At 36.6% G+C, this 26,581-nt stretch carries 26 protein-coding genes, 3 tRNA genes and 1 rRNA gene; 29 read left to right on the top strand and 1 reads right to left on the bottom strand.

What is annotated here, in order from left to right:
* Nucleotides 1–19: 19 nt before the first annotated feature.
* From rrf to BLP98_RS08135, 17 genes are all read left to right on the top strand, one after another.
* Nucleotides 20–135, top strand: a 5S ribosomal RNA gene (rrf, locus tag BLP98_RS08055).
* Nucleotides 136–140: 5 nt separating this feature from the next.
* Nucleotides 141–214: transfer RNA gene (locus BLP98_RS08060), tRNA-Asn, on the top strand.
* A 149-nt stretch (nt 215–363) separates the two neighbouring features.
* Nucleotides 364–840 carry a competence protein ComX gene (locus BLP98_RS08065; protein WP_074482606.1) on the top strand — a complete coding sequence of 159 codons (477 nt, stop codon included), beginning with the start codon at nt 364–366 and terminating at the stop codon, nt 838–840.
* Nucleotides 841–1,065: 225 nt separating this feature from the next.
* Nucleotides 1,066–1,332: an ACT domain-containing protein gene (locus tag BLP98_RS08070; RefSeq protein ID WP_021141631.1), complete on the top strand. Its 267-nt coding sequence runs from the start codon at nt 1,066–1,068 to the stop codon at nt 1,330–1,332.
* A gap of 11 nt (nt 1,333–1,343) precedes the next feature.
* Nucleotides 1,344–2,681 carry a PFL family protein gene (locus tag BLP98_RS08075; RefSeq protein ID WP_074482787.1) on the top strand — a complete coding sequence of 446 codons (1,338 nt, stop codon included), beginning with the start codon at nt 1,344–1,346 and terminating at the stop codon, nt 2,679–2,681.
* Nucleotides 2,682–2,900: 219 nt separating this feature from the next.
* Nucleotides 2,901–3,605: a histidine phosphatase family protein gene (locus BLP98_RS08080; protein ID WP_074482789.1), complete on the top strand. Its 705-nt coding sequence runs from the start codon at nt 2,901–2,903 to the stop codon at nt 3,603–3,605.
* A complete protein-coding gene (locus BLP98_RS08085) occupies nt 3,589–4,359 on the top strand; it encodes a M15 family metallopeptidase (protein WP_074482791.1) in 771 nt (256 codons plus the stop codon). The genes BLP98_RS08080 and BLP98_RS08085 overlap by 17 nt, the downstream gene beginning before the upstream one ends.
* Nucleotides 4,356–4,946: a glycoside hydrolase family 73 protein gene (locus BLP98_RS08090; RefSeq protein ID WP_074482793.1), complete on the top strand. Its 591-nt coding sequence runs from the start codon at nt 4,356–4,358 to the stop codon at nt 4,944–4,946. The genes BLP98_RS08085 and BLP98_RS08090 overlap by 4 nt, the downstream gene beginning before the upstream one ends.
* Before the next feature lie 134 nt (nt 4,947–5,080).
* The gene (hrcA, locus tag BLP98_RS08095; protein ID WP_074482795.1) at nt 5,081–6,115 is read left to right on the top strand and encodes a heat-inducible transcriptional repressor HrcA; all 1,035 of its coding nucleotides are present in this window, start codon (nt 5,081–5,083) and stop codon (nt 6,113–6,115) included.
* 40 nt (nt 6,116–6,155) lie between these two features.
* On the top strand, nt 6,156–6,695 hold the full coding sequence (gene grpE / locus BLP98_RS08100; protein WP_074482797.1) for a nucleotide exchange factor GrpE: 540 nt from the start codon (nt 6,156–6,158) through the stop codon (nt 6,693–6,695).
* Between the two features lie 89 nt (nt 6,696–6,784).
* Nucleotides 6,785–8,614 (top strand): molecular chaperone DnaK, encoded by a 1,830-nt coding sequence (gene dnaK, locus BLP98_RS08105; RefSeq protein ID WP_074482799.1) that lies wholly within the window; start codon nt 6,785–6,787, stop codon nt 8,612–8,614.
* A gap of 365 nt (nt 8,615–8,979) precedes the next feature.
* Entirely contained in the window at nt 8,980–10,122 is a 1,143-nt protein-coding gene (gene dnaJ / locus BLP98_RS08110; protein WP_074482801.1) for a molecular chaperone DnaJ, read from the top strand.
* A 59-nt stretch (nt 10,123–10,181) separates the two neighbouring features.
* Nucleotides 10,182–10,952: an alpha/beta fold hydrolase gene (locus tag BLP98_RS08115; protein WP_074482803.1), complete on the top strand. Its 771-nt coding sequence runs from the start codon at nt 10,182–10,184 to the stop codon at nt 10,950–10,952.
* A 114-nt stretch (nt 10,953–11,066) separates the two neighbouring features.
* Complete coding sequence (gene truA, locus BLP98_RS08120; RefSeq protein ID WP_074482805.1) at nt 11,067–11,816, top strand: tRNA pseudouridine(38-40) synthase TruA; 750 nt, start codon at nt 11,067–11,069, stop codon at nt 11,814–11,816.
* Nucleotides 11,806–12,573 (top strand): bifunctional hydroxymethylpyrimidine kinase/phosphomethylpyrimidine kinase, encoded by a 768-nt coding sequence (locus BLP98_RS08125; protein ID WP_074482807.1) that lies wholly within the window; start codon nt 11,806–11,808, stop codon nt 12,571–12,573. The genes truA and BLP98_RS08125 overlap by 11 nt, the downstream gene beginning before the upstream one ends.
* Nucleotides 12,560–13,027: an ECF transporter S component gene (locus tag BLP98_RS08130; protein ID WP_074482808.1), complete on the top strand. Its 468-nt coding sequence runs from the start codon at nt 12,560–12,562 to the stop codon at nt 13,025–13,027. Before BLP98_RS08125 ends, BLP98_RS08130 begins: the two co-directional genes overlap by 14 nt.
* An 18-nt stretch (nt 13,028–13,045) precedes the next feature.
* Entirely contained in the window at nt 13,046–13,609 is a 564-nt protein-coding gene (locus BLP98_RS08135) for a TIGR01440 family protein (RefSeq protein ID WP_074482809.1), read from the top strand.
* 49 nt (nt 13,610–13,658) lie between these two features.
* On the opposite strand, the gene BLP98_RS08140 is transcribed toward BLP98_RS08135, so the two are convergent.
* Entirely contained in the window at nt 13,659–14,501 is an 843-nt protein-coding gene (locus BLP98_RS08140; protein WP_074482810.1) for a mechanosensitive ion channel family protein, read from the bottom strand.
* Nucleotides 14,502–14,674: 173 nt separating this feature from the next.
* On the opposite strand from BLP98_RS08140, the gene tig reads away from it, so the two are divergent.
* From tig to BLP98_RS08200, 12 genes are all read left to right on the top strand, one after another.
* Nucleotides 14,675–15,958: a trigger factor gene (gene tig / locus BLP98_RS08145; protein WP_074482811.1), complete on the top strand. Its 1,284-nt coding sequence runs from the start codon at nt 14,675–14,677 to the stop codon at nt 15,956–15,958.
* A gap of 194 nt (nt 15,959–16,152) precedes the next feature.
* The gene (gene rpoE, locus BLP98_RS08150; protein WP_074482812.1) at nt 16,153–16,725 is read left to right on the top strand and encodes a DNA-directed RNA polymerase subunit delta; all 573 of its coding nucleotides are present in this window, start codon (nt 16,153–16,155) and stop codon (nt 16,723–16,725) included.
* 279 nt (nt 16,726–17,004) lie between these two features.
* Nucleotides 17,005–18,615, top strand: a complete 1,611-nt coding sequence (locus BLP98_RS08155; RefSeq protein ID WP_074482813.1) for a CTP synthase — start codon at nt 17,005–17,007, stop codon at nt 18,613–18,615.
* A 117-nt stretch (nt 18,616–18,732) separates the two neighbouring features.
* A complete protein-coding gene (locus tag BLP98_RS08160) occupies nt 18,733–19,662 on the top strand; it encodes an alpha/beta hydrolase (protein WP_074482851.1) in 930 nt (309 codons plus the stop codon).
* Between the two features lie 59 nt (nt 19,663–19,721).
* Nucleotides 19,722–19,807, top strand: a tRNA-Leu gene (locus BLP98_RS08165).
* A gap of 224 nt (nt 19,808–20,031) precedes the next feature.
* Nucleotides 20,032–20,913, top strand: coding sequence for a class II fructose-bisphosphate aldolase (locus BLP98_RS08170; RefSeq protein WP_074482814.1), 882 nt, complete (start codon nt 20,032–20,034; stop codon nt 20,911–20,913).
* Nucleotides 20,914–21,054: 141 nt separating this feature from the next.
* The gene (locus tag BLP98_RS08175) at nt 21,055–22,263 is read left to right on the top strand and encodes an FRG domain-containing protein (RefSeq protein ID WP_081341181.1); all 1,209 of its coding nucleotides are present in this window, start codon (nt 21,055–21,057) and stop codon (nt 22,261–22,263) included.
* Nucleotides 22,264–22,451: 188 nt separating this feature from the next.
* Nucleotides 22,452–22,524, top strand: a tRNA-Thr gene (locus BLP98_RS08180).
* Between the two features lie 201 nt (nt 22,525–22,725).
* Nucleotides 22,726–22,914 (top strand): 50S ribosomal protein L28, encoded by a 189-nt coding sequence (rpmB, locus tag BLP98_RS08185; protein WP_021141651.1) that lies wholly within the window; start codon nt 22,726–22,728, stop codon nt 22,912–22,914.
* A gap of 115 nt (nt 22,915–23,029) precedes the next feature.
* Complete coding sequence (locus BLP98_RS08190) at nt 23,030–23,395, top strand: Asp23/Gls24 family envelope stress response protein (RefSeq protein WP_003063261.1); 366 nt, start codon at nt 23,030–23,032, stop codon at nt 23,393–23,395.
* The gene (locus tag BLP98_RS08195; RefSeq protein WP_074482816.1) at nt 23,395–25,059 is read left to right on the top strand and encodes a DAK2 domain-containing protein; all 1,665 of its coding nucleotides are present in this window, start codon (nt 23,395–23,397) and stop codon (nt 25,057–25,059) included. Before BLP98_RS08190 ends, BLP98_RS08195 begins: the two co-directional genes overlap by 1 nt.
* Before the next feature lie 298 nt (nt 25,060–25,357).
* Nucleotides 25,358–26,578 carry an MFS transporter gene (locus BLP98_RS08200; RefSeq protein ID WP_074482818.1) on the top strand — a complete coding sequence of 407 codons (1,221 nt, stop codon included), beginning with the start codon at nt 25,358–25,360 and terminating at the stop codon, nt 26,576–26,578.
* Nucleotides 26,579–26,581: the final 3 nt, after the last annotated feature.

Consider the following 26,581-nt stretch of genomic DNA (forward strand, 5'->3'; position numbering starts at 1 on the left):
ATTGGATAATCAATCATAGTTAAGTGACGATAGCCTAGGAGATACACCTGTTCCCATGCCGAACACAGAAGTTAAGCCCTAGCACGCCTGATGTAGTTGGGGGTTGCCCCCTGTTAGATATGGTAGTCGCTTAGCATTTATCCGCCATAGCTCAGTTGGTAGTAGCGCATGACTGTTAATCATGATGTCGTAGGTTCGAGTCCTACTGGCGGAGTTTTAAAGCGGTAGACGTAGAGAGCAACCTTCGGGTTGCTTTTTTTCTGTCTTAAAGTATGATTTGGACATTTTTGTCATGTTCCTTTTTGATTTCCACTTTTATAATAAAAGTACCTTTAAGGGAATAATAAAAGGAGAAATGAATCAATGGATTTTGAAGCATACTTTCAAACGGTTGTTCCAATCATCTTAAAACTAAGACGTCATTATTTTGTGAAACTGTGGGATTATGAGGACTGGGTTCAAGAGGGACGAATTGTCTTCTTTCAACTCTTAGAGGCCCATCCCGATCTTCTAATCAATGAAGGAAAACGATACACTTACTTTAAAACAAAATTTTCAAATCATGTTAAGGATACTATTAGACATCAGGAATCCTTTAAGCGTAAGTTTAATCGCATGCCCTATGAGGAAATTGGTGAGGTTAGTCATGCGGTGCCACAAGTGTCTTTCTTTGAAGTCGTAGATTATGTGGCTTATCAAGATAGTTTAACCCGTTTGCGCGCAAGCTTAGGAGAAGAAGCGAAAGAAAAATTAGCTAAGGTTATTCGAGGAGAACGCTTTGAAGGAAAGAAAGCTTTCTTAAAAGAAATTGCCCCTTATTTTGAGGATTTTAGAGCATAAAAAGGGATCAGAGATTTCTGATCCTTTTCTTTATTTATTCTGCTCGGAAAAATGCTTGATAGAGTGCGCGTACGGCTCCTTTTAGATAGATTTATCAACAAAAACAGAATATTTGTCTAAAAATATCAAAAATAATTCGCTTTTAGCGAATTATTTTGCTAATTAAATGGAATTTTTCAGAAAATTGTGGTAAAATTGAACAAATATTAGTTTTGGAGGCTTCTCATGAAAGCAATTATTACTGTTGTCGGAAAAGATAAAGCAGGTATTGTAGCAGGTGTTTCAGCTAAAATTGCTGAATTTGGTTTGAATATTGATGATATTTCTCAGACTGTTTTAGATGATTTCTTTACAATGATGGCTGTTGTTTCATCTGATGAAAAACAAGATTTTACAAAATTACGTTCTGAATTTGAAGCTTATGGAGAAACTTTGAACGTCAAAATTAACATTCAAAGTGCAGCGATTTTTGACGCCATGTACAATATTTAAGGAGGCTAATTGTGGATATTAGACAAGTTACTGAAACAATTGCAATGATTGAAGAGCAAAATTTTGATGTTCGTACGATTACTATGGGAATTTCTCTTCTTGATTGTATTGACCCTGATATTAACAAAGCTGCTGATAAAATTTATAAAAAAGTTGTCGAAAAAGCTGGTTCACTTGTAAAAGTTGGTGATGAAATCGCCGCCGAACTTGGTATTCCGATTGTAAATAAACGTGTTTCTGTAACACCAATCTCAATTATTGGTGCTGCAACTGATGCGACAGATTATCTTCCTCTTGCCCATGCTTTGGATAAAGCTGCACATGAAATTGGTATTGATTTCATTGGTGGATTTTCTGCTTTGGTTCAAAAAGGTTACCAAAAAGGTGATGAAATTTTAATTAATTCTATTCCTCGTGCACTTGCTGAGACAGAAAAAGTATGTTCATCAGTCAATATTGGTTCAACAAAATCAGGTATTAATATGACAGCAGTTGCTGATATGGGACGTATCATTAAAGAAACAGCTGAGCTTTCTGATTTGGGTGCTGCAAAATTGGTTGTTTTTGCTAATGCGGTTGAAGATAATCCATTCATGGCTGGAGCTTTCCACGGTGTTGGTGAAGCAGATGTTGTTATCAATGTTGGAGTTTCAGGACCTGGTGTTGTTAAACGTGCTCTTGAAAAAGTTCGTGGTGAGAGCTTTGATGTTGTTGCTGAAACTGTTAAGAAAACAGCCTTTAAGATTACTCGTATCGGTCAATTGGTTGGTCAAATGGCTAGTGAACGTTTAGGTGTTAAATTTGGTATTGTTGACCTTTCACTTGCTCCTACACCAGCTGTCGGTGATTCAGTAGCTCGAGTTCTTGAAGAAATGGGCCTTGAGGCTGTTGGTACTCATGGTACAACAGCAGCACTTGCTCTTTTGAATGACCAAGTTAAAAAAGGTGGTATCATGGCTTGTAACCAAGTCGGTGGTCTATCTGGTGCCTTCATTCCTGTTTCTGAAGATGAAGGAATGATTGCTGCTGTTCAAAACGGTTCACTTAATTTAGAAAAACTTGAAGCGATGACTGCCATTTGTTCTGTAGGTTTGGATATGATTGCTATTCCTGAGGACACACCACATGAAACGATTGCGGCTATGATTGCTGATGAAGCGGCAATTGGTGTGATTAACCAAAAAACAACAGCTGTGCGTATTATTCCAAAAGGTAAAGAAGGCGATATGATTGAATTTGGAGGCCTTCTTGGTGTGGCGCCTGTTATGCGTGTTAATCACAATTCTTCTGCTGATTTCATTCACCGTGGTGGACAAATTCCTGCGCCGGTTCATAGCTTTAAAAACTAACTTGTTAATTATTTTCAGTCATATAATATCTAGGGTAGAAGGATTTGCTACCCTAGTTTTTTGTCTCAAAAATTCCTCCTATTTTCCTAATCAAGATTGTGTTTTGAAGAAAGAGGCAATGCAAAAATATGATATAATAAAATGGCATTGAAGTCTTAAAATTAATGCTTATTTTGTTATAGCTGTCTCTGTTTGTTTCTAGTTTTTAGGAGGAAGCCAATGGTAAAAACAAGATTGTATATTGCTCGTCATGGTAAGACAATGTTTAACACAATCGGTCGTGCACAAGGGTGGAGTGATACTCCATTAACTGCGGAAGGTGAACGTGGAATTCAGGAACTTGGGGTTGGATTAAATGCTGCCGGTTTAACGTTCAAAGAAGCATTTTCGAGTGATAGTGGACGAACTTTGCAGACCATGGAAATTATTTTACGAGAGTGTCATCAAGAAGACATTCCTTATACGCGCGACAAACGAATTCGTGAGTGGTGTTTTGGAAGCCTTGATGGTGGTTACGATGGTGAATTGTTTAATGGTGTTCTCCCTCGTGTCTTTGATAAGGATATGACTAAGCTCACTTATGAAGAATTAGCAGAAGGTATTTATAAAGTTGATACTGCTGGTTGGGCTGAAACTTGGGAAGTATTGAGCAATCGGATTTTAGATGGTTTTACTGCTATTGCTAAAAAGATTGAAGCATCAGGTGGTGGTAATGCTATTGTAGTTAGTCATGGTATGACTATTGGTACTTTTTTGTGGCTAATAGATCCTACAATCCCACGAAGTTTAGGAATAGACAATGGTAGCATAACAGTTGTTAGTTTTGAGAATGGAAAATTTATTATCGAATCGATTGGAGATGTCAGTTATCGTCTCAGAGGTCGACAATTATTAGAAGAAAGAAAAGATGAGAAAAAAGCGTAGTTTACCAACCTTAATTTTAGGGTTATTAATTATTATCATTTTTATTGTTGGAATTTTTGTTTTTGTTCAAGGTCATCAAGTGACATTGGATGGTAATGCCAAGGAATCTTCTGTAAGTTCAACAACTTCTACGAAGTCTTCTTCGGTAGCTACTAAAACCAAAACATCAAACTTACCTGATGTTTCAAGTGATGACTGGGAGTTAGTTTTGGTTAATCGTAATCACATTACCCCAGAGATGAATCCAGATTTAACACAAATTGACAACATTACTGTTGATTCACGTATTGCTGACAATGTTCGTAGTTTCTTAGCTGCAGCGCAAGCAATTGATGCAAATGAGCACTTAATTTCTGGTTATCGCAGTGTTGCTTATCAAGAAGAGTTGTTTAATTCATATGTTTCACAAGAAATGTCCGCTAATCCAAGCTTGACACAATCTGCTGCGGAAGATTTGGTTAAAACTTATTCTCAACCTGCAGGTGCTAGCGAACATCAGACAGGTCTTGCTGTTGACATGAGCACAGTAAATTCTTTAAATGAAAGTAATGCTGATGTTGTTGAAAAAGTCAAAGCTATTGCACCTGATTATGGATTTGTCCTTCGTTTTCCAAAGGGAAAAAGTGAGTCAACTGGTGTTGATTACGAAGATTGGCATTTTCGTTATGTCGGCAAAGAGTCAGCAAAATACATGACAGAAAATAATCTTAGTCTTGAAGAATATGTTGCTTTGTTGAAGGAGAATAACCGATGAAATCTCGATTTTCCTTTGTCCAATTTTTAGTGTTTTTAGCTGTTTTGGTTTTGGTAATTTTTTCTCCACTTTATGCTCACCGAGCAACACCTAATGCAGATCAGAAGGAAAAAGTTTCCTATAATAAAGCAGAATTTTTTGCTAGTATTGCTCCGACAGTTCAAGAAGTGGCAGAAGCTTATGGTGTTCGTCCTTCTTTGGTGATGGCTCAAGCTGCTTTGGAATCTGACTATGGTCAAGATTTATTAGCTGTAAAATATCATAATTTGTTTGCTGTTGCTGCACAACCAGGTGATAAGCTAATCACGCTTAAGTATAAGCGTTACTTTGTCAATGAGTGGCAAACTGAAATTGGTAATTTTGCGGTTTATAAATCTTGGAATGATGCCATTTATAACTATTTTGCATTATTAAAATCTGGTAAAATTCGCAATAGCGAGGGCGCTTATGATATCATGGTTTCTAATAAAGGATATAAGAAACCTGCACAAGCATTACAGGATATGAACTTTAGTACAGACCCTAACTATGCTAGTAAATTGATTAATATTATTGAAGAAAACGACTTAACGACATATGATAAATAACAGATTAGCACTCTATCAAAAAGAGTGCTAATTTTTTATGCTTTTTCCTTGACACTCTTATTTAAAGGAGTATAATAAAATTATAAATTAGCAGTCGAGGTAAATGAGTGCTAAAAGTGGAAAGGGGCGAGGTTATGATTACACAACGTCAAAGTGATATTTTGAATTTAATCGTCGAATTATTTACACAGACGCATGAACCTATCGGCTCTAAAACTTTACAAGCAACCATTGATTCAAGTAGTGCTACGATTCGTAATGATATGGCTAAACTTGAGAAGCTGGGTTTGCTTGAGAAAGCTCATACGTCTAGTGGACGAATGCCGAGTGCTGCTGGATTTAAGTACTTTGTTGAGCATTCATTGAGTCTTGATAGTATTGATGAACGTGATATTTATCAAGTGGTTAAAGCTTTTGATTTTGAAGCTTTCAAACTTGATGATATTTTACAAAAAGCTAGTCAGGTTTTGGCTGATATGACTGGTTATACATCAGTAATTTTGGATGTTGAACCGGCTCGTCAAAAACTAACGGCTTTTGATATTGTTCAACTATCAAGTCATGACGCTTTAGCTGTTTTGACCTTAGATGAATCTAAACCAGCAACCATTCAATTTGCCATTCCAAAGAACTTTATGTTAAAGGATTTGGTAACCTTGAAAGAAATCGTTGATGAACGTTTGCTAGGTCGCACGGTTATGGATATTCATTATAAGTTACGAACAGAAATTCCACAGGTTTTGCAAAAATACTTTACAGTCACGGATAATGTTTTAGATTTGTTTGACTATATTTTTGCAGAATTGTTCAGGGAATTAGTTTTTGTAGCTGGTAAGGTTAATTCGCTTGATTATGCCGATTTAGAAACTTATCGTTTCTTGGATGATGATCAAAGAGTTGCAGTTGCTCTTCGTTCTTCAATGAAAGAAGATGAAATTGCTAACGTTCAGGTTGCGGATAGTCAAGAACCAGCTCTAGCTAATGTGACTGTTTTAACACATAAGTTTCTGATTCCTTATCGTGGATTTGGGCTTCTTAGCTTAATTGGTCCTATTGATATGGATTATCGCCGAAGCGTTAGCTTGGTCAACGTTATCGGGCGTGTTTTAGCGATGAAACTTGGTGATTACTACAGGTATTTGAATAGTAATCACTATGAGGTCAACTAAGTTTAGTAATTAAATTGATAAAAAGATAGGGAGGGACACAGTGTCAGAAGAAATCAAAAATGAAGAACTTCAAGATGAAGTTGAAGCCACTGATGTTGTGACTGAAGAGAAAACAGAAGAGCAGCCTCAAGAAGATGCTCAAAACGAAGAATTGCAAAAAGCACTTGAGCGTGCTGAAGATTTTGAAAACAAATATCTTCGTGCTCATGCTGAAATGCAAAATATTCAACGCCGCGCTAATGAAGAACGTCAACAATTGCAAAAATACCGTTCACAAGATTTAGCTAAAGCAATCTTGCCAAGTTTGGATAATTTGGAACGAGCACTTGCTGTTGAAGGTTTGACTGACGATGTTAAAAAAGGTCTTGAGATGACGCGTGACAGCTTGGTTCGTGCACTTAACGAAGAAGGTGTCGAAGAAGTGGTTGTTGAAAACTTTGATCACAACTTACACATGGCAGTTCAAACACTCCCAGCGGATGATGAACATCCGGTGGACAGTATTGCTCAAGTTCTTCAAAAAGGTTATAAACTTCACGAACGCCTATTGCGTCCGGCTATGGTTGTTGTTTACAACTAATTATTAGTAACAACGACTTGACCGCAATGTCGTTAAACTATAACTGAAAGCATAAAACGATAAATTCATAATAAAAAGAGGGATAGAACATGTCTAAAATTATTGGTATTGACTTAGGTACAACAAACTCAGCTGTTGCAGTTCTTGAAGGAACTGAATCAAAAATTATCGCAAACCCAGAAGGTAACCGTACAACTCCATCAGTTGTTTCATTCAAAAATGGTGAAATCATTGTTGGTGATGCTGCAAAACGTCAAGCAGTAACTAACCCAGATACAGTAATCTCTATCAAATCTAAAATGGGTACTTCTGAAAAAGTATCTGCAAATGGTAAAGAATACACTCCACAAGAAATCTCAGCAATGATTCTTCAATACCTTAAAGGTTACGCTGAAGATTACCTTGGTGAAAAAGTAACAAAAGCTGTTATCACAGTTCCTGCATACTTCAACGATGCTCAACGTCAAGCAACTAAAGACGCTGGTAAAATCGCTGGTCTTGAAGTAGAACGTATCGTTAACGAACCAACTGCAGCTGCACTTGCATATGGTCTTGATAAAACTGATAAAGATGAAAAAATCTTGGTATTTGACCTTGGTGGTGGTACATTCGACGTATCTATTCTTGAACTTGGTGATGGTGTCTTTGACGTACTTGCTACAGCAGGTGATAACAAACTTGGTGGTGACGACTTCGACCAAAAAATTATTGATTGGTTAGTTGCTGACTTCAAGAACGAAAACGGAATTGACCTTAGCCAAGATAAAATGGCTCTTCAACGTTTGAAAGATGCTGCTGAAAAAGCTAAAAAAGATCTTTCAGGTGTTACTCAAACACAAATCTCACTTCCATTCATTACTGCTGGTGCTGCTGGACCTCTTCACTTGGAAACAAGCCTTTCACGTGCTAAATTTGATGATTTGACTCGTGACCTTGTAGAACGTACTAAAACTCCAGTTCGTCAAGCACTTTCAGATGCAGGCCTTTCAATCTCTGAAATCGATGAAGTTATCCTTGTTGGTGGTTCAACACGTATCCCTGCCGTTGTTGAAGCAGTTAAAGCTGAAACTGGTAAAGAACCAAATAAATCAGTTAACCCTGATGAAGTAGTTGCTATGGGTGCTGCTATCCAAGGTGGTGTTATCACTGGTGATGTTAAAGACGTCGTTCTTCTTGATGTAACTCCATTGTCACTTGGTATCGAAACTATGGGTGGTGTCTTCACAAAACTTATTGACCGTAACACTACAATCCCAACTTCAAAATCACAAGTCTTCTCAACTGCTGCTGATAACCAACCAGCTGTAGATATCCACGTTCTTCAAGGTGAACGTCCAATGGCTGCTGATAACAAAACTCTTGGTCGTTTCCAATTGACTGATATCCCAGCTGCACCTCGTGGTATCCCTCAAATCGAAGTAACATTTGATATTGATAAAAACGGTATCGTGTCTGTTAAAGCTAAAGACCTTGGTACCCAAAAAGAACAACACATCGTTATCCAATCTAACTCAGGTTTGACTGATGAAGAAATTGAAAAAATGATGAAAGATGCAGAAGCTAACGCAGAAGCTGATGCTAAACGTAAAGAAGAAGTTGATCTTCGTAACGAAGTTGACCAAGCTATCTTTGCAACAGAAAAAACAATCAAAGAAACTGAAGGTAAAGGCTTCGATACAGAACGCGATGCTGCACAATCAGCTCTTGATGAATTGAAAGCTGCTCAAGAAGCTAACAATCTTGAAGATATGAAAGCTAAACTTGAAGCTCTTAACGAAAAAGCTCAAGCTCTTGCAGTTAAAATGTACGAACAAGCTGCTGCAGCACAACAAGCAGCACAAGGTGCTGAAGGTGCACAATCAACTGATTCATCAAACAATGGCGATGACGTTGTAGACGGCGAATTCACTGAAAAATAATTCATTTAAGAGATGTTACGAGTGAGTTTCCAAACTTACTCTAACAATCTTTAGTGACTTACTGGCTGGATGAGGCTGGTATGCCTCATTTCTCGGTAGGTTATAAAAATTCAGAGGTTGCAAAACATCAACCTCTGTTTTTGGATAAATAGAGAAGCTATTGAATTATTTTGAATAACCTTTTTAATGATGAAGAAAGGAAAAGTGTTCAGAAATGAACACGGGCTGAAAAGGCGTAAAAGTTATTTTATATATTTGAATACGCCTACGACTCTATGAAAAAAGATAAACTTTACCTAGATGCAAGCATCGTCGGACAGTTTCCTATTTTTCTTTGAGTCGCTTAACAGCTTAATATCATAATTATGAACAATACAGAATTTTACGATCGTTTGGGTGTATCTAAGGATGCTTCGCAAGCTGAAATTAAAAAAGCTTATCGAAAAATGTCTAAAAAATATCACCCAGATATTAATAGAGAACCTGGCGCAGAAGAAAAATATAAAGAAGTTCAAGAAGCTTACGAGACTCTAGGTGATGAACAAAAACGTGCTGCTTATGACCAATATGGTCCTGCTGGAGCTAATGGTGGCTTCGGTGGTGGAGCAGGCGGTGGCTTTGGTGGCTTTGATGGCGGTGGTTTCGGTGGCTTTGAAGACATCTTCTCAAGTTTCTTTGGCGGAGGCGGCGGTATGCGAAACCCAAATGCGCCTCGCCAAGGTGATGACCTTCAATACCGTGTTAATTTGACATTTGAAGAAGCTGTTTTTGGTGTTGAAAAAGAAGTAACTTACAACCGTGAATCAACATGTTCAACATGTCACGGTTCAGGTGCAAAACCAGGAACTAGCCCTGTGACATGTAGTCGCTGTCATGGTTCAGGTGTTATTAACGTTGATACACAAACACCGCTTGGTATGATGCGTCGTCAAGTAACCTGTGATGTCTGTCATGGTACTGGTAAAGAGATTAAAGAACCATGTCCAACATGTCATGGTACTGGTCATGAAAAGAAAACACACAAAGTGTCTGTTAAAATCCCAGCAGGTGTTGAAACTGGTCAACAAATTCGCTTGCAAGGACAAGGTGAAGCTGGCTTTAACGGCGGTCCTTATGGTGACCTCTTTGTTATCATCAATGTCTTACCAAGTAAGCAATTTGAACGAAATGGTTCAACTATTTACTACAACATGAACATCAGTTTTGTTCAAGCGGCACTTGGTGATACAGTAGAAGTACCAACCGTGCATGGTGATGTTGAAATGACTATTCCAGCTGGTACACAAACTGGTAAAACATTCCGACTTCGCGGTAAAGGTGCACCAAAATTACGTGGTGGTGGTCAAGGTGACCAACACGTTACTGTTAATATCGTAACACCAACTAAGCTTAACGATGATCAAGTTGAAGCTCTTAGGAAATTTGCTGCAGCTGGTGGAGACAAAGTTGGTAATCCGAAGAAAAAAGGCTTCTTTAATAAAGTAAAAGATGCTTTTGATGGTGAATAATTGAAATTAGAATAGAGGTTGGAAATGTTCCAATCTCTTTTTTGATAAAAGGGGAGGTTATGAAAGAATACTTTATTGAGGATCAGAATGCTTATATGCGTTATCAAGATTTTCCAGGTGAAGGTGACCCGATTTTATTTATACATGGTTTAGGCTGTGCTGGTTCTTTTGATTATGGGGAAGTTGTTTCTCAGGAATATTTAAAAAATCATCGTTGTTTGCTTATTGATTTATTGGGAGCAGGTTACAGCGATAAGCAAGAAAGCTTTGACTATCGTGTCAGTTCTCATGCTGCTTATTTGAAAACTTTTATTGAGTCATTGGATTTAATGAATCTTACGATTTTTGGACATAGCTTAGGTGGGCCAATTGCTATTGAGTTAGCTAATCTTTGTTTAGATAGAGTCGAGAAGTTAATTCTAAGTGAACCTAATCTAGATGCGAGCGTTTCTGGAAGTTCAAGTTTTGAAATTGCGACATATTCTGAGAAAGATTTTATTGATTTTGGATTTTCTAAGGTGTTAGAAGATAGTCAAATATCTGGAAATAATATGTGGGCAGCAACCTTAGCACAGTGGGCACCTTATGCTGTTCATCGACTATCAGTTAATGCTGTGCAAGGTGGAGAGCAATCTTGGCGTCAGTTATTGTATGGGATGAAATTACCAAAGACAGTTATTTTTGGAAGAAATTCTTTACCAGATGCTGATTATGCTAGCTTATCTGAGGCTAATATTCCCTTGGAAATTGTTGAAGAAGCAGGGCATTCAATGGCTTGGGAAAATCCTTCAGGACTTGCTAGAAGCATTGCTGCTTGTTTACAGGCTTAAAAAATTGAGACTGGACTCTGTTTTCCAACCTCTTTTTTTATGTTAAAATCTGTACGGGGACAGTCTGTTCTAAATTTTCTGGAAAGTCTCCTAGGAAGATGATAAAATACACACATGGTAAGATATAAAGCAACAATTTCTTATGACGGTAGACTTTTTGCTGGTTTTCAGCGTCAGCCGAGTGAACGTTCAGTTCAAGAAGAACTTGAAAAAACGTTACAAAGATTAAATAGCGGCAATCCTGTTAAAGTACATGGTGCCGGCCGTACGGATTCTGGTGTTCATGCTTATGGGCAAGTGGTTCATTTTGATTTACCACAATTGCGAGATGTGGAAAAATTACGTTTTGGTTTAGACACACAATCTCCAGAAGATATTGATGTTGTAAAAATTGAACAAGTCAGTGATGAGTTTCATTCTCGCTATAACAAGCACAGTAAAACTTATGAATTTTTAGTCGATGCTGGTCGTCCCAAAAATCCCATGATGCGTCACTATGCGACGCACTATCCATATCCTTTGGATTTGTCTTTGATGCAGGAAGCGATAAAGGATTTAGTTGGGACTCATGACTTTACGGGGTTTACAGCTTCAGGGACTTCTGTAGAAAATAAAGTTCGTACGATTACGCGCGCAACGGTTACGATTGATGAAAAAACTGGCTTCTTTGTCTTTACTTTCAGTGGAAATGGCTTCCTTTATAAGCAGGTTCGTAATATGGTTGGAACTTTGCTGAAAATTGGGAATGGCCGTATGCCAGTTAGTCAGATTAGAACTGTTCTAGAGTCTAAAAATCGTGATTTAGCTGGTCCTACGGCAGCAGGAAATGGTCTTTATTTGAAGGAGATTATTTATGACGAATAAGTACGTTTTAGCGATTTCTGGGAATGATATTTTTAGTGGTGGTGGACTTTATGCTGATTTGGCAACTTACACTACTAATCATTTACATGGTTTTTTAGCTGTCACTTGTTTAACAGCTTTAACTGATAAAGGGTTTGAGGTCTTTGCGACAGATGAGGCAATCTTTTCTCATCAATTAAATAGTCTCAAAGATGTTCCTTTTTCAGGGATTAAACTAGGTTTGCTACCAAACGTTAAAGTTGCTGATTTAGCGCTTGATTTTGTTAAAAAGCACGCAGAAATTCCAGTGGTTTTAGACCCTGTTTTGGTTTGTAAAGAAAAACATGATGTTGAGGTTTCAGCTTTGCGTGATGAACTTTTGAAGTTTTTTCCTTATATCACAATTGTTACACCAAATTTGGTGGAAGCTGAGCTATTGACCCGAATGTCAATCAAATCGTTAGATGATATGAAAGCTGCTGCTAAACACTTACATGAGTTAGGCGCCAAGAATGTTGTCATCAAAGGTGGCAATCGTTTGAGTGAGGAAAGGGCGATTGATGTCTTTTATGATGGTAAAGAAATTTCTGTTTTTGAAACGCCTGTTCTTGATACGAATAATATTGGTGCTGGTTGTACTTTCGCATCAAGTATTGCAAGTCAAATTGTTCTAGGAAAATCTCCGAAAGAAGCTGTGGCATTGTCTAAGGACTTTGTTTTCCAAGCAATTCGTCATTCAGATCAATATGGGGTGAAACAAAATTATGAAGAAGACTAAGACACAAACATTAACTCTCTTGGCTGTTTTGACTGCTTTAAGTGTGGTTCTAGCTTATATTCATATTCCAACACCGACAGGTTATTTAACACTTCTTGACGTTGGGATTTATTTCACGGCTTACTACTTAGGGGCAAAGTCTGGTGCTGTTGTTGGCGGTTTATCAGGATTTTTGATTGATCTATTGCTAGGTTATCCTCAATATATGCTTCATAGCTTGATTGCTCATGGCACTCAAGGTTATTTTGCGGGGTGGACTGGCAAAAAACGTTTTTTGGGACTTGTCTTAGCTAGTATCACTATGGTGGGTTGGTATTTCTTGGCAGCTCTACTTTTAGGTTATGGTTGGGGTGCAGCTTGGGCTAGCATTCCAGGGAATCTTTTACAAAACTTCTTTGGTATGTTAGTCGGTTATTTGGTTTATTACTTGGCTTATCGACGTTTTGAAAAGTAATTAAATTGGAGGCTTGAAATGAACTTAGAAGCATTAGCAAAACAAACACGAGCAATTGTTGTTGATATTATTGAACGATCTGCGATTAAAAAAGGACAAATTTTTGTGCTTGGTTTATCTTCTAGCGAGGTAGCAGGTGGTTTAATTGGTAAAAATAGCAGCGCTGAAATTGGTGAAGTGATTGTTAAAACAATTCTTGAAGAATTGAATGCGCGAGGAATTTACCTAGCTGTTCAGGGGTGTGAACATTTAAATCGTGCTTTAACGGTTGAACGTGAGCTGGCTGAAAATAAAGATTTAGAGATTGTTAATGTTATCCCTAATTTACATGCTGGTGGTAGTGGCCAAGTAGCTGCTTTTAAATTTATGCAAGACCCAGTTGAAGTTGAAGAAATTGTGGCACATGCTGGTTTAGATATTGGAGATACTTTTATTGGTATGCATGTGAAGCGCGTGCAAGTTCCTCTAATTCCTGTCCAACGTGAATTAGGCGGTGCTCATGTTACGGCGCTTGCTAGTCGACCAAAATTAATCGGTGGAGCACGTGCAACTTATACGGCAGATCCTATTCGAAAATTTTAAAAAAGAAAAGGTTGAAGTCAATTGACTTCAACCTTATTTGATACTTAGATTATTTTGTAAGAGTTGGGTTAGCGTACATTGTTGGCAAATGAATGTCATTTGCCAAGAGAGCTTCTTGATAAAGACGGTAAAAGTTTGAGTAGATGTAACTTTGTTTGCCATTTTGAACGAAAATATCAATGCGGAACACCAACTGGCCGGTACTGTTAGTACGTGGCCCAAGAATTGTTGGACTACCAACGACTTCAGGGTAATTTTCCAATTGTTCTTGATTAATTGTTTTAATAATATCTGACATTTTTTCTAAGTCGGTATGAGCGTAGATTGGAATATCAATTTGTACACGCATGTTGCCACGTGATTTATTTGAAACGACTGTAATATTACGGTTTGGAATGAAGTGTAAAGTCCCATCAAAACCACGAACCTGTGTGGTACGGATACCGACGCTTGAGATATTTCCTTCGACAGAACCGATGACCACTGAATCTCCAACTTCAAATTGATTTTCCAAAAGAATGAAAAATCCATTGACAAGGTCAGTTAAAAATCCTTGTGCACCAAGTCCAAGAGCTACCCCAGCAAGTCCAGCCCCGGCAAGTAGACTAGAAACGGGAACGCCAATAATACTTAGTACCCAATAGAGTAAGAAAAAGTAAATCGTGTAGCTCATGATATTATGCAAGAGCTTGATAATTGTTTTTTGACGAGCTTCTGTTTGACGAGAAAGGATAATTGATTTTTCGATTGCGTGTTTAAAAATAAAGTTCGCAACACGTTTAGCAATCAAGAAGAAAACAAAGAGTAGAAGTAATGAAACAAGTTTAGAAAATATTTCTACAGCAATCTCTTCCACCTGAAGTTGTTCGATATATTTTGAGATAATGTTCATATCCTTAGTTTATTAAAAAAATGAATCTCAGGCAAGCTTTTGATGTGATTCGATTGGAAATCAGGAAAGAAGCAGCGACTAAAATGCCGTTGATTTTTGCACAAAAAACTTTAAAAAGCCCGTGAAATATGGTAAACTAAACTGTATATAAAATTTTAAGGAGAAATGACTTCATGTCTGTATCATTTGAAAACAAAGCTACTAACCGTGGCGTGATTACATTCACAATCGGTCAAGATAAAATCAAACCAGCTCTTGATCAAGCATTCAACAAAGTTAAGAAAAATTTGAATGCACCTGGATTCCGTAAAGGTCACATGCCACGTGCCGTATTTAACCAACAATTTGGTGAAGAAGCACTTTATGAAGATGCATTGAACGCACTTCTTCCAGAAGCATACCAAGCAGCAGTTGCAGAACTTAGCCTTGATGTTGTTGCTCAACCAAAAATTGACATCCAATCAATGGAAAAAGGTCAAGAATGGACATTGACTGCAGAAGTTGTTACAAAACCAGAAGTTAAACTTGGTGACTACAAAAACCTTGAAGTTTCAGTAGAAGCTTCTAAAGAAGTAACTGATGCTGAAGTTGACGAAAAAGTTGAACGCGAACGCAACAACCTTGCAGAACTTATCGTTAAAGAAGGTGCTGCAGAACTTGGTGATACTGTTGTTATCGACTTCGTTGGTTCAGTTGACGGTGTTGAATTCGACGGTGGTAAAGGTGAAAACTTCTCACTTGAACTTGGTTCAGGTCAATTTATCCCTGGTTTCGAAGACCAATTAGTTGGTTCTAAAGCAGGTGAAACTGTAGAAGTTAACGTAACATTCCCAGAAAACTACCAAGCTGAAGATCTTGCTGGTAAAGCTGCTAAATTCGTAACAACTGTTCACGAAGTTAAAGCTAAAGAAGTTCCAGCTCTTGACGACGAATTGGCTAAAGATATCGATGAAGAAGTTGAAACTCTTGACGAATTGAAAGCTAAATACCGTAAAGAACTTGAATCAGCTAAAGAAATCGCATTTGACGATGCTGTTGAAGGTGCTGCTCTTGAATTGGCTGTTGCTAACGCTGAAATCGTTGAATTGCCAGAAGAAATGGTTCACGATGAAGTTCACCGCGCTATGAACGAATTCATGGGTAACATGCAACGTCAAGGTATCTCTCCAGAAATGTACTTCCAATTGACTGGTACAACTGAAGAAGATCTTCACAAACAATACGAAGCTGACGCTGACAAACGTGTTAAAACTAACCTTGTTATCGAAGCTATCGCTAAAGCTGAAGGATTCGAAGCTTCTGATGAAGAAATCGAAAAAGAAATCAACGACCTTGCTTCAGAATACAACATGGAAGTTGAACAAGTACGTAACCTTCTTTCAGCAGATATGCTTAAACACGACATCGCTATGAAGAAAGCTGTTGAAGTCGTAACAAGCACTGCTAAAGTAAAATAATTTATCCTTAGATAAATAGTTATAAAGTCAGGTAATCAGTAGATTACTTGGCTTTTTATGCCCTTTATCATAAATTCTTATAAATCTTTTGACGAATTGGCAAAATTAGCGTAAAATAGAGAGTAACGAAAATTAAGATAATAGGGTTTTTGTGGCTGTTTGCTCACATCCTAAGATTAATAAGGAGAATTACCTTGGAATTAGAAGTATTTGCTGGACAAGAAAAAAGCGAACTCTCAATGATCGAAGTAGCTCGTGCTATTTTAGAAGAACGCGGACGTGATCATGAGATGTATTTCAGCGATCTTGTAAATGAGATTCAAAACTACCTCGAAAAATCAGACGCAGACATTCGTGAAGCTTTACCATATTTTTACTCTGCATTGAACGTTGACGGAAGCTTTATTCCACTTGGCGATAACAAATGGGGACTTCGTTCATGGTATGCTATCGATGAAATCGACGAAGAAATCATCACACTTGAAGATGACGAAAATGGTGCACCAAAACGCAAACGTAAACGCGTTAATGCCTTTATGGATGGTGATGAAGACGCTATTGATTATTCAGATGATGATCCAGAAGACGATGATTACTCTGCTAAATCTTCAGATATGGAATACGATGATGAAAATCCAGATGACGAAAAATCTGAAGTTGAATCATACGATTCAGAAATCAATGAAATTATCCCAGATGATGACTTGGATGAAGACGTTGATATCAACGAAGAAGATGATGAAGATGACGATTTAGACGAAGAATAATCATTTTAAGCGCCGAAATTTAAATTAAAAAAACTTATTCATATCATTTGACAAAAGTCTCAGGATAGTTTATAGTATTATTCGGGCACCTCTTTTTTAGAGGTCGGAGAAAAGCTCCCTAACTTTTTAGGGAGCTATTTTTGTTTTCCTAAAAGTAAATGGCCATTTGCTTTTTTTCATTTATCGAATAATTTTGCTAATTATTTGATATTCTTTCGCTTTCAATTTTCAAGCACTTATCGTTTGCTATCATTTTTTATTTTAAAGGAGTTTTATTTAATGACTAAGTATATTTTTGTTACTGGTGGTGTTGTTTCTTCTATCGGTAAGGGAATCGTTGCTGCAAGTCTTGGTCGTCTTTTGAAAAATCGTGGTCTTAAAGTGACTATCCAAAAATTTGACCCATATATTAACATTGACCCAGGTACAATGAGTCCTTATCAACACGGTGAAGTTTATGTAACAGACGATGGTGCTGAAACTGACCTTGACCTTGGTCACTACGAACGTTTCATCGATATTAACTTAAATAAATATTCTAACGTTACAACTGGTAAAATCTACAGTGAAGTTCTTCGTAAAGAACGTAAAGGTGAATACCTTGGAGCAACTGTCCAAGTTATTCCACACATCACTGATGCGTTGAAAGAAAAAATCAAACGTGCTGCAACAACAACTGACTCTGATGTTATCATCACAGAAGTTGGTGGTACTGTTGGGGATATCGAAAGTCTTCCATTCCTTGAAGCGCTTCGCCAAATGAAAGCAGATGTTGGTGCTGATAACGTTATGTATATCCACACAACACTTCTTCCATATCTTAAAGCTGCTGGTGAAATGAAAACTAAACCAACACAACACTCAGTTAAAGAATTGCGTGGACTTGGTATTCAACCAAATATGTTGGTTATCCGTACTGAAAAACCAGCTGGTCAAAGCATTAAAAATAAATTGGCACAATTCTGTGACGTTGCTCCAGAAGCTGTTATTGAGTCACTTGACGTGGATCACATTTACCAAATTCCACTTAACATGCAAGCTCAAAACATGGACCAAATCGTTTGTGATCACTTGAAACTTGATGTACCAAAAGCTGATATGTCAGAATGGTCAGCAATGGTTGACAAGATCATGAACCTTAAAAAATCAACTAAAATTGCTCTTGTTGGTAAATATGTTGAATTGCCAGATGCATACCTTTCAGTTGTTGAAGCACTTAAACACTCAGGTTACGTTAACGATGCAGCAATTGACCTTAAATGGGTTAACGCTAACGACTTGACTGCTGATAACGTTGAAGAAATGCTTGGTGATGCTGATGGTATCATCGTTCCTGGTGGATTTGGTCAACGTGGTACAGAAGGTAAAATCGAAGCTATCCGTTATGCGCGTGAAAAAGACGTTCCAATGCTTGGTATCTGTCTTGGTATGCAATTAACATGTGTGGAATTTGCTCGTCACGTCTTGAACATGGAAGGGGCAAATTCAGCTGAACTTGATCCAGATACTAAATATCCAATTATCGATATCATGCGTGATCAAATTGATATCGAAGACATGGGTGGAACACTTCGTCTTGGACTTTACCCATGTAAATTGAAACCAGGTTCACGTGCTGCACAAGCTTACAACAACCAAGAAGTTGTCCAACGTCGTCACCGTCACCGTTACGAATTTAATACTAAATTCCGTGAACAATTTGAAGCTGCTGGATTTGTCTTCTCAGGTGTATCACCAGATAACCGTTTGATGGAAGTTGTTGAATTGCCAGAGAAAAAATTCTTCGTGGCTGCTCAATATCACCCAGAACTTCAAAGCCGTCCAAACCGTCCAGAAGAACTTTACACAGCCTTCGTGACTGCGGCAATTGAAAACAAAAACAGCAAATAATAGTAGAAATCATTAACACCTTTCTAAGCCATCTAAGGTTTAGAGGGTGTTTTTATTTAATGTTATTGTTATATAGGAAGTCTTCACATTTTAAGAAAAAATAGTATAATAGTGAGCATGAGAAAAATGAGAATTAGAAAACGCAGTATTTTGTTATGGTTAATTGCTCTGGTATTTGTTGCAAGTGTCGGAGCAAGCTTTTATTTTTTCCATGTTGCTCAAATTCGAGAAGATAAATCATTTATTAATAATGAACCACGTCCTAAGGACAATTCTTTATACGGTTATGAGCAAAGTTTTAATCAATTAGCAAAAGAAACGCGTTGGATGACTAATCAAGGTCTTAAACAAGATGCTTGGTATGTTCCTGCAGCAGTTGAAACAAATAAGACTGTTATTGTTGTTCATGGCTTTACCAATTCTAAAAAAGATATGAAACCTTATGCTTGGATGTTTCACGAACTTGGATATAATGTCCTTATGCCAGATAATATGTCTCATGGCGATAGCGAAGGTCAAGTCATCGGATATGGCTGGAATGATCGCTTAAATGTTATTAAATGGGCAAAATTATTGACTGAAGAGAATTCAGATAGTCAAATCACTTTGTTTGGTGTTTCAATGGGGGCAGCAGCTGTTATGATGGCTTCTGGTGAGGAAACTTTACCAAAACAGGTGGTTAATATTATTGAAGACTGTGGTTATAGTAGCGTTTGGGATGAATTGAAGTATCAAGCAAAAGAAATGTATAATTTACCTGCTTTTCCAATTCTTTATGAAGTTTCTGCAGTATCAAAAATCCGAGCAGGTTTCTCTTATGGACAAGCAAGCTGTGTTTATCAATTAAAAAATAACACACGTCCAATTCTCTTTATTCATGGTGAAGATGATAGCTTTGTGCCAACTAACATGGTTTACAAAAACTATCGTGCTACAAAAGGTGAGAAAGACCTTTATATAGCTAAAGGTGCGGAACATGCCAAAGCCTTTGAAAGTGATCCAAAAACATACATTGAAAAAATTTCAGCTTTTTTGCAAAAAAATTGAAAAATAGTGTTGACATGAATGTGAATAGTTGATATAATTTTATATGTTGTTAAGGAACAGCGGAAATGGCGGAATTGGCAGACGCGCAGGACTAAGGATCCTGTGATCGCTTTAGATCGTGAGGGTTCAAGTCCCTCTTTCCGCAGAGTAGACAAGTCAGAGAGTGCTTGTCTTTTTTTGTACCTAAAAGTCCTAGTTGAAAATAAAATGAAAGCTGTGATAATGTATTGAAAATATTTTCTTTTTTATGCTACTTTTTTCACAGAAAATTGCTCAAATTGTAAGTAACGCTAGCAATCTTTTTTAATTTGTGATAGAATGTACATATAAAAAGGGTATATCCCAAAAAATAAATAGGAGGCCTATATAATGGCAATCGTTTCAGCGGAAAAATTTATCAAAGCTGCCCGTGAAAACGGATATGCGGTTGGTGGATTTAACACAAACAACCTTGAATGGACTCAAGCAATCTTGCGTGCAGCAGAAGCTAAAAAAGCTCCAATTCTTATCCAAACTTCTATGGGTGCTGCAAAATACATGGGTGGTTACAAACTTTGTAAAACACTTATCGAAAACCTTGTAGAATCAATGGGTATCACTGTACCAGTTGCTATTCACCTTGACCACGGTCACTTTGAAGATGCATTGGAATGTATCGAAGTTGGTTACACTTCAGTTATGTTCGACGGTTCACACCTTCCACTTGAAGAAAACCTTGAAAAAGCTAAAGAAGTTGTAGCTAAAGCTCACGCTAAAGGTGTTTCAGTTGAAGCTGAAGTTGGTACTATCGGTGGTGAAGAAGACGGTATCGTTGGTGGCGGTGAATTGGCACCAATCGATGACGCTAAAGCTATGGTTGCTACAGGAATTGACTTCCTTGCAGCAGGTATCGGTAACATCCACGGTCCATACCCAGCTAACTGGCAAGGTCTTCACCTTGATCACCTTGAAAAATTGACTGCTGCTGTTCCAGGATTCCCAATCGTATTGCACGGTGGTTCAGGTATCCCTGACGATCAAATCAAAGCAGCTATCAAACTTGGTGTAGCTAAAGTTAACGTTAACACTGAATGCCAAATCGCATTCGCTAAAGCTACTCGTAAATTTGTTGCTGAATACGAAGCAAACGAAGAAGAATACGATAAGAAAAAACTCTTCGACCCACGTAAATTCTTGAAACCAGGTTTCGAAGCTATTACTGAAGCTGTTGAAGAACGTATCGACGTATTTGGTTCAGCTAACAAAGCTTAATCAGACTTCGTTTCGTTAAAAAAACTTCCCAAACGGGAAGTTTTTTTTAGCTACTCAGTAGCTAAAAATAGAGTAAAGAATATCATTTACTATAAGGCATTGTTATATTGTAGACCACTTTTTTTGTGATATAATAAAAATATGGAAAAATATGAGATTTCAAGTCTGATTGACTTTATGACAATACTAAAAAAGATATCCTCAAGCAGTGAAAGTTTTTTCTTTAGAGGAGAAAGCGAAAAATATAAAACACCATTACTGGCTAGTGGTTATAGAAAAAATAAATTTCCAGAGTTATTAAAAGAAGCGAAAAAAGAATATTTTAGAGAAGTTGGTTATTCTTTAGATTCCGATAGTAGAGAAAACTTTATAGCTTATTGTCAGCATCATGGTTTACCTACTGAACTAATAGATGTTACTGAAAACCCTTTAGTAGCATTGTATTTTGCATGTGAATCTAATAGGGATTCTGATGGAATTGTGTATGTTATTAAGAATGACACACATATTTCAGATCCTCTTACTTCTAAACTATTTGATAAAGAAGTTGATATAATTTCGATAAAAGAAGAGTTTGATATAGCAAGTCTATCCTTTCAGCAAAGTGGTGGCAGTTATATTAAATTCCAAAATACGCAATTCTATAATTCGATGTATGAAGATTTTTTTAGCCTTTTAATACTTGAAGATATTAATGATAATTATTCACATTTAAATTCGAAATTAAAATTATGTAAGTATATTTTAAAAGCTCATCGTAAAGGAGTTTTAGAAACAATAATTCATCATCGATCGAATATATTGAAAAATAAGGACAATATATATGAATTAATGGAGTTATTGGATAAATATAGTGAAAAAACAGAAATAGACGAGCTGGAAAAATTTTACTCTGAATTTAAAAGCTTAAAATTTACTAAGGAAGTTAAAATATATCCTGATAAAAATGAAAAAGATCCGCGCTATGATTTAATGTCTGAATTGAGGGATAATACACCTCTAATATTACTTTTTATAATGGCCTATGAAATAAGAGATGAGAAGTTTCCACCTTTTCCGAAAATTATTTATAAACCTTCAATAACCTTTGATAGATTAAAAAATCAGCAAGCTTTGTTTATTTATCAAATGAGTACTGACAAATATTCTATTTTAAATCCATCAGATGGCGACTCGGGTTTAAATGTTGCAAAAGAGGTAATTCAACAAATTGATTTTGATTATGAAATAATCATAAAAAGCAAAAATCAAATATTAAATGAATTAGACAGTATTGGAATAAATAGAAAATTCATATATCCAGATTCAGATAATATTGCTAAATATATCAAAGAGAAATATCGAATATAATTTTAGGTTTGATGAGTAGGGAAATTTATTGAATGGTTCGGGGAAACTGATAAGATTTAATGAAAAACCATATGGTAGTATAAAAACTAACAAAGCTTAATCAGACTTCGTTTCGTTAAAAAACTTTTTTGAGTAAACTTACCTCTTTTGTTGACAATTATCTAGTGAGTGCTATAATGAACCTGTTAGCCGATTTAGCTCAGTCGGTAGAGCAACGCACTCGTAACGCGTAGGTCGTAGGTTCAATTCCTGCAATCGGCAGAAGAGGTAAAAGCCCCGATGGGGCTTTTTAGTTTTAAAAAATCATTTTTACCTTATGCTGTTTTAGAAATAAGGGCCTTTTTTCTAAAAAATTTTTAATGATTATTGGCTAAAAAGCTTGCTAAAATAGGGTCAATATGTTATCATTTTATGGTATGTGGTGTAAAACACCTATAATCTAAGTAGGAGGACGCAGATAAAATGGCTAAAGTTTGTTATTTCACAGGTCGTAAGACTGTATCAGGAAACAACCGTTCACACTCAATGAACAAAACTAAACGTGCAGTTAAACCAAATCTTCAAAAAGTTACTATTCTTGTAGATGGAAAACCTAAAAAAGTTTGGGCATCAGCTCGTGCGCTTAAATCTGGTAAAGTTGAACGCGTATAAAATAAAAGCCGAAAGGCTTTTTTCTTTGTTTTGTAGCCGGTAATTTTCCATAATTTTTTACAATACGGCTAATATATGGTAAAATAAACTGATAAAAACTTTTGAGGTAGTAAATATGACTGTGAAAATTAATACAAAAGATGGCCAAATTGAGTTATCTGACGACGTAATTGCAACTGTTGTTGGTGGTTCAGCAACAGAAATTTTTGGTGTTGTTGGTATGGCAAGTAAAAGTGCTCTTAAGGATAATTTTCAAGCGCTTCTGCGTAAAGAAAACTACGCAAAAGGTGTTGTTGTCAAATCAACAGAAAGTGGTATTTCAGTCGATGTTTACACTGTAATGTCATATGGTGTTAAAATTTCTGAGGTATCAAAAAACATTCAAGAACGTGTCAAGTTCAACCTCGAAAATCAACTTGGCCTTTCAGCAGACATGGTGAATGTTTACGTACAAAATATTAAAGTTGTAGGAGAAGATTAGTGTCAAATATTACAACAAGTTTATTCCAAGAAATGGTTCAAGCTGCTAGCACCCGTCTTGGAAATCAAGCAGAATATGTAAACTCCCTTAATGTTTTCCCTGTGCCAGATGGTGATACAGGAACAAACATGGGAATGACAATTGAAAATGGTGCCAAAGAAGTTGCAGATAAACCTGCATCTACTGTTGGAGAAGTTGGACAAATCCTTTCAAAAGGTCTTTTGATGGGAGCACGTGGTAACTCTGGTGTTATTACATCTCAATTATTCCGTGGATTCAGTCAAGCAATTAAAGATAAGGAAGAATTGACTGGTAAAGATCTTGCTCATGCTTTCCAATCAGGTGTTGAAGTAGCTTATAAAGCTGTTATGAAACCTGTTGAAGGTACTATTTTGACTGTTTCTCGTGGTGCTGCTACAGCTGCACTTAAAAAAGCTGAAGAAACTGATGACGCTGTTGAAGTTATGCGCGCAGCACTTGATGGAGCTAAAGGCGCATTGGCTAAAACACCAGAAATGCTTCCTGTTTTGAAAGAAGTTGGTGTTGTCGATTCAGGTGGTCAAGGTTTGGTCTTCATCTATGAAGGTTTCCTTGCTGCTTTGACTGGTGAATATATCGCTTCTGAAGATTTCAAAGCAACTCCAGCTGTTATGACAGAAATGATTAACGCTGAACACCACAAATCTGTAGCTGAACACGTTGCAACTGAAGATATCAAGTACGGTTACTGTACTGAAATCATGGTTGCTCTTAAACAAGGTCCTACTTACGTTAAAGAATTCAACTATGAAGAGTTCCAAGGATTTTTGAGTGGTTTAGGTGATTCTCTTATCTTAGTAAACGATGATGAAATTGCTAAAGTTCACGTCCACACAGAAGATCCAGGTCTTGTCCTTCAAGAAGGTCTCAAGTACGGTTCTCTTAAAAAAGTTAAAGTTGAAAACATGCGTAACCAACACGATGCTGTTCTTGAGAAAACTCAAGCTGAACCTGTTAGCCAAGAAGAAAAAGACTTCGCTATCGTGGCAGTATGTGCTGGTGATGGCTTAGCTGACATCTTCAAATCACAAGGTGTTGATTATGTTATTTCAGGTGGTCAAACAATGAACCCATCTACAGAAGATATCGTTAAAGCTATTGATGCAGTTAATGCTAAAAATGTTATCATCTTGCCAAATAACAAAAATATCTTCATGGCTGCACAATCAGCAGCAGAAGTGTCTGAAGTCCCAGCTGCAGTTGTTGAAACACGTACTGTACCTCAAGGATTTACAAGCTTGCTAGCCTTCAATCCAACTCAATCATTGGAAGAAAACGTTGAAGCTATGACTGCAAGCCTTTCAGATGTTGTTAGTGGTAGCGTAACACTTGCTGTTCGTGATACTTCTATCGATGGTCTTGAAATCCACAAAGATGACAACCTTGGTATGGTTGATGGTAAAATCGTGGTTTCAAACCCTGATATGACAGCTACTTTGAAAGAAACATTCGCTAAAATGATCGATGAAGATAGCGAAATTATCACTATCTATGTTGGTGAAGACGGAAGTCAAGAATTGGCTGAAGAAATGGCTGATTACCTTGAATCAACTTACGAAGATGTTGAAGTTGAAATTCACGACGGTAAACAACCAGTTTATCCATACTTGATGAGTGTTGAATAATATAGTATTTAATAAATGATAAAAGAAAGCATTTTGGTGCTTTCTTTTTTGTGTTTTGAAATATTCATATTTGAAAAAAACTGTAGATATAGTTTTGTTGTGTTATGATTATTGAAAGATGTTGAGGTGGTAAAATTGAAATTAAAGCAGATAAAAAGTAGTTCTAAAAGGCAGTTAAGTGAGTTGAATAATTTCTTTGATGATTCATAGTCAAGAGTTTATTCTGAACTGCTAAAAATTGGGTTAGATGAACAGACGAATTTTTTAATTCGATTGGTAGAATAAATATAGGAAATTTATGCGATATTTTTTTAAAAATAATAAGCTTTTTTCACGTTTAGTGGGCATAAACTTGCTTTCAAAAGTTGGGGATAGATTATTTTATACAGCTATGTTAACTGTAGCAGCTTCCTTGCAAGATGCTAGTTTAGCTGTTATGGTTGTGTCAGCTTCAGAAACTCTTCCAATTTTGATTAGTCTATTTTTAGGTCCTATTGCTGATAAGCAAGAACAGAAATTGCGTCAGTTAGTATCAAGTTCACTTTTTAGAGTATTGATGTACCTTGGTATTGCTTTTATTTTTAGATACCCACCGACCGTAATGTTAATTTTTTTAGCAGCGTTTTTTAATCTGTTATCAGATGTTAGCGGAAATTATTCAACGGCGTTATTCTCACCTTTTACCAAGACTTTGGTAAAACCAGAAAATATGCAGGAGGCACAAGGACTTGTTAGTTTAGGAACGCAACTTGTAACGATTTTATCTACTTTTATTGGTGCTTCTTTGTTATTAGTTTTTAGTGAATCTTCTTTGGCTGCGACAAATGCTATAGTTTTTTTAATAGTTGCTATATTTTATTGGATGATTCATCCACAACTTAAGATGTACGAGAGCAATATGACGATCTCCAAGGAAAAAAATGCTTTTCGGGTTGTTAAGGAGAATTTTAAATCATTTTTGACTGACCATGTATTTTTTATTAATTTGGTTCAGTTAGCAATGTTAAATGGTTTTTTTGGTGGTTTAACACCATTATTTGCCTTATTTATCAAAGAAAATTGTGAGCTTGCAACTCTAAGTAAGCCTTTAAAGATTTCAATTTTGTCGGGAATCATCACATTTTTTATGATTATAGGAAATGGTTTAACAAATAAGATATTCAAAAAGCAATCTATTTTTATTATTAATATCTTGGCTGATTTAGCGATTTTATTAGTTGGACTTGGGTTTGTAATGAATAGTATTTGGATAATTTGGGGTGGAAATGCTTTCCTTGCTTTTTTATTAGGTATAGTTTCGCCTCGCTTTTCAGCGGACGTTGTGAATCGATATCCTGTTGAAAGAATTGGAGGGATAGTGACTAGCGTTAACTCTCTTTTAGTATTAACTCCTCCAGTTACAAGTTTAATATTTCCAACTCTATCAACTATTAATATTCACCTAGCTTATATTGGATTATTGGCATATGCTGTTTTACTTATTTTATTTAGTATGCTTATTTATAAAAAGAAGTCTTAACAT

The organism is Streptococcus equinus (assembly GCF_900104225.1).
Taxonomy (GTDB): Bacteria; Bacillota; Bacilli; order Lactobacillales; family Streptococcaceae; genus Streptococcus; species Streptococcus equinus_D.

Excerpts from the sequence above, each read along its gene's own strand:
- BLP98_RS08130 (WP_074482808.1), top strand. The coding sequence starts at position 12,560 with ATGAAGAAGACTAAGACACAAACATTAACTCTCTTGGCTGTTTTGACT.
- BLP98_RS08065 (WP_074482606.1), top strand. The coding sequence starts at position 364 with ATGGATTTTGAAGCATACTTTCAAACGGTTGTTCCAATCATCTTAAAA.
- hrcA (WP_074482795.1), top strand. The coding sequence starts at position 5,081 with ATGATTACACAACGTCAAAGTGATATTTTGAATTTAATCGTCGAATTA.
- BLP98_RS08170 (WP_074482814.1), top strand. The coding sequence starts at position 20,032 with ATGGCAATCGTTTCAGCGGAAAAATTTATCAAAGCTGCCCGTGAAAAC.
- BLP98_RS08090 (WP_074482793.1), top strand. The coding sequence starts at position 4,356 with ATGAAATCTCGATTTTCCTTTGTCCAATTTTTAGTGTTTTTAGCTGTT.
- truA (WP_074482805.1), top strand. The coding sequence starts at position 11,067 with ATGGTAAGATATAAAGCAACAATTTCTTATGACGGTAGACTTTTTGCT.
- dnaJ (WP_074482801.1), top strand. The coding sequence starts at position 8,980 with ATGAACAATACAGAATTTTACGATCGTTTGGGTGTATCTAAGGATGCT.
- BLP98_RS08085 (WP_074482791.1), top strand. The coding sequence starts at position 3,589 with ATGAGAAAAAAGCGTAGTTTACCAACCTTAATTTTAGGGTTATTAATT.
- rpmB (WP_021141651.1), top strand. The coding sequence starts at position 22,726 with ATGGCTAAAGTTTGTTATTTCACAGGTCGTAAGACTGTATCAGGAAAC.
- BLP98_RS08155 (WP_074482813.1), top strand. The coding sequence starts at position 17,005 with ATGACTAAGTATATTTTTGTTACTGGTGGTGTTGTTTCTTCTATCGGT.
- BLP98_RS08080 (WP_074482789.1), top strand. The coding sequence starts at position 2,901 with ATGGTAAAAACAAGATTGTATATTGCTCGTCATGGTAAGACAATGTTT.
- BLP98_RS08135 (WP_074482809.1), top strand. The coding sequence starts at position 13,046 with ATGAACTTAGAAGCATTAGCAAAACAAACACGAGCAATTGTTGTTGAT.
- BLP98_RS08115 (WP_074482803.1), top strand. The coding sequence starts at position 10,182 with ATGAAAGAATACTTTATTGAGGATCAGAATGCTTATATGCGTTATCAA.
- BLP98_RS08140 (WP_074482810.1), bottom strand. The coding sequence starts at position 14,501 with ATGAACATTATCTCAAAATATATCGAACAACTTCAGGTGGAAGAGATT.
- BLP98_RS08160 (WP_074482851.1), top strand. The coding sequence starts at position 18,733 with ATGAGAAAAATGAGAATTAGAAAACGCAGTATTTTGTTATGGTTAATT.
- BLP98_RS08190 (WP_003063261.1), top strand. The coding sequence starts at position 23,030 with ATGACTGTGAAAATTAATACAAAAGATGGCCAAATTGAGTTATCTGAC.
- tig (WP_074482811.1), top strand. The coding sequence starts at position 14,675 with ATGTCTGTATCATTTGAAAACAAAGCTACTAACCGTGGCGTGATTACA.
- BLP98_RS08200 (WP_074482818.1), top strand. The coding sequence starts at position 25,358 with ATGCGATATTTTTTTAAAAATAATAAGCTTTTTTCACGTTTAGTGGGC.
- BLP98_RS08175 (WP_081341181.1), top strand. The coding sequence starts at position 21,055 with ATGGAAAAATATGAGATTTCAAGTCTGATTGACTTTATGACAATACTA.
- dnaK (WP_074482799.1), top strand. The coding sequence starts at position 6,785 with ATGTCTAAAATTATTGGTATTGACTTAGGTACAACAAACTCAGCTGTT.
- BLP98_RS08070 (WP_021141631.1), top strand. The coding sequence starts at position 1,066 with ATGAAAGCAATTATTACTGTTGTCGGAAAAGATAAAGCAGGTATTGTA.
- BLP98_RS08125 (WP_074482807.1), top strand. The coding sequence starts at position 11,806 with ATGACGAATAAGTACGTTTTAGCGATTTCTGGGAATGATATTTTTAGT.